This is a genomic window from Mastigocoleus sp. MO_188.B34, from assembly GCF_030065675.1.
GTDB lineage: Bacteria > Cyanobacteriota > Cyanobacteriia > Cyanobacteriales > Nostocaceae > Mastigocoleus.
Map to the genome: position 1 here is coordinate 22,949 of NZ_JASJDK010000082.1, position 6,954 is coordinate 29,902.

Genomic DNA, 6,954 nt, shown 5'->3' on the forward strand with positions numbered 1-6,954 from the left:
TAGATATTTGATAACTTTACTTGTCAAGAATGGTGCGAATTATGACGTTAATATAGAAATTATGGTGAACTTTTAAAATATCCCAAAACTTAAAAAATTACATATTAATACAATATTCTAAGTTAATCAATAATTAATAGCAGTCGCCATAATTTTTAGGACGTCTAGTCCATGTATTGCAACTTTTTACCGCTTAGCTTTGAAAAAGCGGGAAGTAGTCACGCTGTTCCCTATTCCCTGTTCCCTTTAAATTAAAATATGATGTCCCAAACAATGTGTCTGTTGCTATATAAATCAAGATAAATCGCTATATAAGATAAAAAATAAATATGGCAATATTGTATATCTTGTTTTATTTACTACAAGTATTTATAAATACTTTTGAATCAAAAAATGCTTTGATTCCTAATTCATAAAATATAATAATTGATGATTTGTATCCGAATATACTGGTAATTCTTATATTTAGATAATATTTTTTTCTTTATAAAGAGTGGAAATTAATTCCTGTTGATATATGCTGTTATTTCCACGAACAAGTAAAAATTATTGGAGAAAATCATGAATCAACGCGGAGTTACAGTGTGGTTTACGGGTTTAAGTGGTGCAGGAAAAACTACTATTTCCCAAGCTGTGGCAGAAAAACTACGTTTGCAAGGTCATAAATTAGAAATTCTTGATGGTGACATAGTACGTGAAAATTTAACAAAAGGTTTGGGTTTTAGTAAAGCAGATAGAGACGAAAATATTCGTCGTATTGGTTTTGTTTCTCATCTTTTAACTCGCAATGGCGTAATTGTGTTAGTATCTGCAATTTCCCCTTACTCTGAAATTCGTGAAGAAGTTAAGCAGAAGATAGGAGATTTTGTCGAAGTGTATGTTAATGCTCCTTTGACAGTTTGTGAAGAACGAGATGTTAAAGGGCTTTATAAACGGGCGCGTGCAGGAGAAATCAAGAACTTTACAGGAATTGACGACCCTTATGAAGCACCTTTTAAACCTAACGTTGAATGTCGTACTGACCTTGAAGATTTAGAAGAGAGTGTAGCAAAAGTTTTGAAAAAACTTGAAGAATTAGGTTATCTCAACAAAGTAGTAGAAATGCAAGCTGTTTAAATTACTTTTGTTAAAACAGCAATTTATGTATAAGAATTTGCAATCAGTGGCAAATATATAATTGCCACTTATTATGACATAAATTCCACTACACCGAATCTATAAAATATGCAGAGCCTAACTTTAGAAAATCATCAACAAACCATTCCCAGCAGTAATCAATTAGTTGATCGGATCGCAACCCCCGAGCAGAGAGCTAAATTTTTAGATAGAGCCGATAGTTTCCTCAAGTTCAACTCGACCAACGAGCAACATCAGACCTGCAAATGATTGCGATTGGTGGTTTTAGCCCACTACAAGGCTTTTTAGAACAAGCTGATTACAAATCAGTAGTTGAAAATATGCGATTGGCCAATGGTCAGCCATGGTCAATTCCTGTAACCCTTTCGCTGGAGGAAGAAGTTGCTGCTGAATTAGTTAAAGCAATGCAAAAAATGAATTAAATTGAATTTGATTAAAGTACTGTAATTCAATTCACTTCACTATTCCCCGGAACATACAACCTTGTTGTTACTAATATTTTTTAACACAATTAAATTGCTATAACCTTTATCCTGCAAAGGATTGAAAATTTCTATGTAATTGCACAAGTAAAATCTTCCAAATAGTTCTCTTCAAGAGGACTTTTCCTATTAGACATCTCCGGAAAAGAATGTAGAGATTTACGAAGTCTAAAAATATCGGTAATAACAAATGACATTAAACGGGGAATATGTTTTACTTTTTACATTACTTAAACTAAAATCAAATTTGTTCCCGCTTTATTACTGGATTTGCTGAGATGTGATAAATAAAACAAGTTACAAGTAAAAAGTAAAAAAATACCTATAAATCATAGATTAATGCTCGTATCTTTAACTCGCAACTAAGAGATGAAAGCTTTACTATATAGGCTTAAAGTCAAGATTATAGAAAAAAGAATCATAAAAATATTTATTTGTTTAATTATTTTTGCTATTATCACCTTTCCTGTACTTAATATTCCCATTCGTTTAGCGATCGCTTCTTATGAAGCACCCAAACCTCAAGCAATTCTCACGTTGGGTGGAGGTTCAGAAAGAGAAGAATTCACCGCTGTTTTTGCTCAGTCTTATCCTTCTCTCGACATTTGGGTTTCTACAGGAATTCCACCAAAACAAGCTAATAAAATTTTCCTCAATGCTGGTATAGATCTGGAACGAGTTCACCTTGACTACCGTGCTGCGGATACTGTAACTAACTTTACATCTTTGGTTGAAGATTTTAAAAGCCGCAACATTCATCACCTCTACCTTATTACTTCTCAGTTTCATATGAGGCGAGCAAAAACAATAGCTGCATTTGTTCTTGGTAGTCAAGAAATCACTTTTACTGCTGTTCCCATACCCTCCAATCGACCTCAAGAATCTACTCTTCATGTAATGCGTGATGCGGGTCGTTCTTTAATTTGGGTTTTTACTGGTCGTACAGGAGCAAGTCTTAACCCCGACCTTCAAGGTTACAAATCTTATGCGTTTAGATAATTACACTGTTGGTACTTATACTCCTGGAGCACCTTACTGGAAACAACTCCTATGGTATTTCTTCGGCTCTCCCTTGGTTGAAAGTCACCTGATTCCTATTTCACTCATTAAAGTGTGGACCCTAAGAATATTTGGAGCCAAAATTGGTCAAGGAGTGAGAATAAAACCAGGAGTTAGGGTGAAGTTTCCTTGGCGATTGACAATTGGAGATTATGTTTGGCTTGGTGAAGAAGCTTGGATTGATAATATAGCTCCTGTGACCATCGAAAGTCATGTCTGTATATCGCAAAGAGTTTATCTTTGTACGGGGAATCATGACTGGAATCATCCCGAATTCAAACTAACTCCTGCTCCAATTCATATTCAAGAAAGTAGTTGGATAGCAGCAAACTCAGCAATCGGTCCTGGAGTTAATGTTGGTAAGGATACAGTACTAACTCTTGGTGGAGTAACTGGACATTCTTTAGAAGCGATGACGATTTATTCGGGAAATCCTGCTCGAGCAATTAAAAAGAAAAAAGATAAAGAACCACAGTGATTTTTACTTGATGTATATGAATTATGTTGTGATTCTTTGCAAACTCTTCACAATATTTCTTAGTGTAAATTTGTCAAGATTAGTTAACAGAAATGAATTTACAATCTTAACCTTTATTTACAAGACTCTATTGGCAAGAGTAGATTACAAAATTAACTAACAAAAATGGATGAGCAAAATTGAACTCATCGAAAAATCACGAAACTTTTAAGATTTCTTCATCAATGGAAAAATCTATTTCCTTCTCATTTCTTCCTGATTTGAGGTAATCATGCTTGAAGGAATCTTTTAAGCCGGAAACTAGATCGTACTTTGGCTTCCAATTCAATTCGGTCATCGCTTTATTCACAGAAGCACAGAAATGCTGTAACCGCATCGGGAAAGCTTTTCGTTTACCAAAATCAAATTGCTTGGGATCGTAATGCACAATTTTAATCTCATCGGGTGACTTACCTGCAGCGATCGCACAAGCCCTTGCTAGACCATCAAAAGTAACAAAGCGATTGCCAGATACATTGTAAATTTGTTTGATAGCCATTTGATTTCCCAATACTTGGTACATTGCCCTGGCTAAATCCTCAACATGACCTAACTGGGTAATGTGCATTCCATTGCCAGGAATTGGGATCGGACGGTTGCGAACAATTCTGTCAAAAAACCAAGCTTCAAGGTCGTTATAGTTTTGAGGACCGTAAATGTAAGTAGGTCGAATAGAAGTAAATGGTATACCCGATCGCATTAAGTAAGCTTCCGTTTCATGCTTACCACGATGTCGACTTTTTGGATCTACTTCATCGCCTTCTATATGGGGAATCTGGTCTGATTTCAGGTACACTCCAGCAGAACTCATGTATACAAAATGTCGTAGGCGATCTTGAAAAATTTCCGCTAATGGTTGAGTATCAGTAAGTTCTCTCCCATTGTTGTCAAAAACCGCATCAAATTTTTCTTTTCCTAACTTTTCCTGTAACTGGCTGGGATCTTTGCGATCGCCAATAATTTGTCCTACACCATCCACAGGTAACGGTCGATTACCGCGATTAAATAATATTACTTCATGCCCAGCTTCTACTAGCAGTTTAGTTAGGTAAACACCAATGAATCGGGTGCCACCCATAATTAAAATACGCATAAATTAATCTTTTCGATTGACTTTTAAAGATTGAGATTTTCCCTTATTTTTGAGGTTATCAGCTTGTGGTGTCCTTCTGGAACCTCTGTTGTTAAGATAACGTCTGAGGTTAGATGCGAAAATTGTCCAAATTTTTACTTACGGTGACAATTTTTTCGTTTAATCTCAAAATCAAATCTACCGATTTTTGTTTTCTCTAGGTGTGAGAAGTTAATTGTGCCCTTGAAATATGCTTTGGTGCATGAGTGGTTAACACCAAAAGCCACTGGTGGTTCGGAACTCGTCGTCCGAGAAATTTTGAATCACATTGATGCTGATTTATATGCCCTGATTGATTTTGAATCCAGCCAAAAAGAAAGTTATTTATACAAACGGCAAATTGGTACAACCTTTCTGCAAAAGCTTCCTTTGGCCCGTAATGGGGTTCAAAAGTACTTACCTTTATTACCGTTAGCAATTGAACAGTTAGATTTACGGGAGTATGACATTATTTTGTCTTCATCCCATGCTGTTGCCAAGGGAGTAATCACTACCCCCGAACAGTTGCACATTTGTTATTGCCACAGCCCAATGCGTTACGCTTGGGACTTGACTTTTGATTACCTAAAAGCAAGTCGCCTTGGTCACGGAATTACAGGTTGGCTAACAAGATATATACTACACAGCTTACGTCAGTGGGATGTATTGACTGCAAATCGGGTTGATCGTTTTATCGCCAATTCCAAATATACCGCCAGTCGGATTTGGCGCTGCTATCGTCGAGAAGCAACTGTAATTTATCCGCCTGTTGATATCGAACATTTTCCATTTTTAACTGAAAAAGAAGATTTTTATCTAATAGTTTCCCGGTTAGTTAGTTATAAAAAAGTATCTTTAATTGTCAGGGCTTTTAACGAGTTAAAAAAAGAACTGGTAATAATTGGTACAGGTAATGAAATGCAAAAAATTAAGAAATTAGCTAAACCTAACATCAAAATACTTGGGTGGCAACCCGATGATGTGGTAAAAAAATATATGGCTAGTGCTAAAGGTTTTGTTTACGCAGCTTGTGAAGACTTTGGCATTGCCCCAGTAGAAGCTCAAGCTTGTGGTACTCCGGTGATTGCTTACGGGGCTGGTGGTGCATTAGAAACTGTGCTCGATATCCGCTCATCAGGTCATAAAGGTACGGGAATTTTATTTAGGGAGCAAACAACAGCTGCTTTGATCGAAGCAATAGAGGCTTTTGAAGCATACCAAGGGAAATTTGACCCAGAGTCAGCCCGAGAAAATGCTACCCAGTTTTCTTCTCAAGCCTTTGCACAACGTTACTTTGAATTTATCGATACCTGCAATCAAGATAGGTCGTCTTCTACGGCAAAATATTGAAAAATATCTTGAAAAATATTGAGTAAAGCCCTGCTTTTGGAAAATCACTTCTAGAAGCAACTACATTTGGCTTTAAGATTGGGACTATGTGTGGTGTGGATTGTTAAGGAGTATGATGACGGCACAGAGCTCACTCCTCTCGAGCAAACCTTCATCTGGGAGCAAACCAGATGCTGAGAGAAGCCGATTAAACTTGCGGGAAGCTATGCTTCGCGCTTCTTCAACTATCTATGCGCCTTCGCGTAGAAAATCCGGTACGAGGCGTCGTTTTAGCAACAATACCTATCCGGTTGAAGAAAGGGTGAAACCAAATTTTGATATATCTGGCATTGGCAAATCTCTCAAAGTTAGGAAGCGTTATGCGTCACCCCGTGATGTTGTAAAACGCATCCAACGGAAAAAGACCCCTAAAGTTCGGCTCAGAGGTTTATTCTCGCAAACTTTCAACAAAGAGTTTACCAAGCGATTATTTGACATTACGTTCTCGCTTTTGGTTTTGATTTTATTTTCTCCCGTATACTTACTTTTGGCTTTACTGATTGCTTTAAACTCAGATGGCCCAATTTTTTATGTTCAAGAACGGGTGGGGAAAAACTACAAATCTTTTAATTGCATTAAGTTCCGAACAATGGTAACTAATGCTGATGAAATACTGATGCAGATGATGGAAGCTTCGCCCCAGATACGTCAAGAGTTTAAAACGAACTTTAAGCTTAAAAAAGATCCCCGAATTACCGCAATCGGTAGATTTTTACGTATCACCAGCCTGGATGAGTTTCCTCAATTTTGGAATGTTTTAAAGGGTGATATGAGTGTTGTGGGACCGCGACCTTTGGTTTCTGAAGAGTTGCCTAAGTATGGTCCTTACATAGATGAAATTCTCACGATCAGACCAGGGATTACTGGTTTATGGCAGGTTTCTGGACGTAATGATATTCCCTATCCCCGGAGAGTTAAAATAGATTTACACTATGTTAAATTTAGAAACTTTTGGTTGGATTTATGGATAGTTATCAAAACTGTTGGTGTGGTAATGATTCCAAAAGATAACGGTGCTTATTGACAGTTTTTAATTCGTTAATACGGGGCTATTTATGCCCCTATTTTTTTTGTTTTAATAAAAATAAAACAAGTTTATTTTTGAATCACTTAAAAACTATGCTTATACAAATTTTCATCGCCATACTAAATTATTCTCCTAATTATTAATATTCCTATTTAATTTTGTAAATTTAATAGGACTTACACAACCGGCAAATTTTTCTTGTAGGGTCCGTGACACAAGCGAGTTCACCTGA

General features: G+C 36.6%; 6 protein-coding genes and 1 pseudogene. 6 read left to right on the top strand and 1 reads right to left on the bottom strand.

Going from position 1 to position 6,954, the window contains the following annotated elements; all coding sequences use genetic code 11:
• Positions 1–561: 561 nt before the first annotated feature.
• From cysC to QNJ50_RS18580, 4 genes and pseudogenes are all read left to right on the top strand, one after another.
• Positions 562–1,116 (top strand): adenylyl-sulfate kinase, encoded by a 555-nt coding sequence (gene cysC, locus QNJ50_RS18565; RefSeq protein WP_300637919.1) that lies wholly within the window; start codon positions 562–564, stop codon positions 1,114–1,116.
• A 108-nt stretch (positions 1,117–1,224) separates the two neighbouring features.
• Positions 1,225–1,532 (top strand): annotated as a pseudogene (gene sat / locus QNJ50_RS18570) (sulfate adenylyltransferase); the annotation flags it as partial.
• A gap of 456 nt (positions 1,533–1,988) precedes the next feature.
• The gene (locus tag QNJ50_RS18575) at positions 1,989–2,618 is read left to right on the top strand and encodes a YdcF family protein (protein ID WP_300637921.1); all 630 of its coding nucleotides are present in this window, start codon (positions 1,989–1,991) and stop codon (positions 2,616–2,618) included.
• Entirely contained in the window at positions 2,605–3,156 is a 552-nt protein-coding gene (locus QNJ50_RS18580) for a WcaF family extracellular polysaccharide biosynthesis acetyltransferase (protein WP_300637923.1), read from the top strand. Before QNJ50_RS18575 ends, QNJ50_RS18580 begins: the two co-directional genes overlap by 14 nt.
• Before the next feature lie 196 nt (positions 3,157–3,352).
• Here the strand turns inward: QNJ50_RS18580 and QNJ50_RS18585 are convergent, their stop codons facing one another.
• Positions 3,353–4,288 carry an NAD-dependent epimerase/dehydratase family protein gene (locus QNJ50_RS18585; protein WP_300637925.1) on the bottom strand — a complete coding sequence of 312 codons (936 nt, stop codon included), beginning with the start codon at positions 4,286–4,288 and terminating at the stop codon, positions 3,353–3,355.
• 216 nt (positions 4,289–4,504) lie between these two features.
• Here QNJ50_RS18585 and QNJ50_RS18590 point away from each other — a divergent pair, with 216 nt between their 5' ends.
• Both QNJ50_RS18590 and QNJ50_RS18595 read left to right on the top strand, forming a co-directional pair.
• Positions 4,505–5,656, top strand: a complete 1,152-nt coding sequence (locus QNJ50_RS18590; RefSeq protein ID WP_300637927.1) for a glycosyltransferase family 4 protein — start codon at positions 4,505–4,507, stop codon at positions 5,654–5,656.
• Between the two features lie 205 nt (positions 5,657–5,861).
• Positions 5,862–6,719, top strand: a complete 858-nt coding sequence (locus tag QNJ50_RS18595; protein ID WP_300637932.1) for a sugar transferase — start codon at positions 5,862–5,864, stop codon at positions 6,717–6,719.
• Positions 6,720–6,954 lie beyond the last annotated feature (235 nt).

What these genes read in the sequence shown, in the direction of transcription:
- cysC (WP_300637919.1), top strand. Translation starts at nt 562, where the DNA reads ATGAATCAACGCGGAGTTACAGTGTGGTTTACGGGTTTAAGTGGTGCA.
- QNJ50_RS18575 (WP_300637921.1), top strand. Translation starts at nt 1,989, where the DNA reads ATGAAAGCTTTACTATATAGGCTTAAAGTCAAGATTATAGAAAAAAGA.
- QNJ50_RS18580 (WP_300637923.1), top strand. Translation starts at nt 2,605, where the DNA reads ATGCGTTTAGATAATTACACTGTTGGTACTTATACTCCTGGAGCACCT.
- QNJ50_RS18585 (WP_300637925.1), bottom strand. Translation starts at nt 4,288, where the DNA reads ATGCGTATTTTAATTATGGGTGGCACCCGATTCATTGGTGTTTACCTA.
- QNJ50_RS18595 (WP_300637932.1), top strand. Translation starts at nt 5,862, where the DNA reads ATGCTTCGCGCTTCTTCAACTATCTATGCGCCTTCGCGTAGAAAATCC.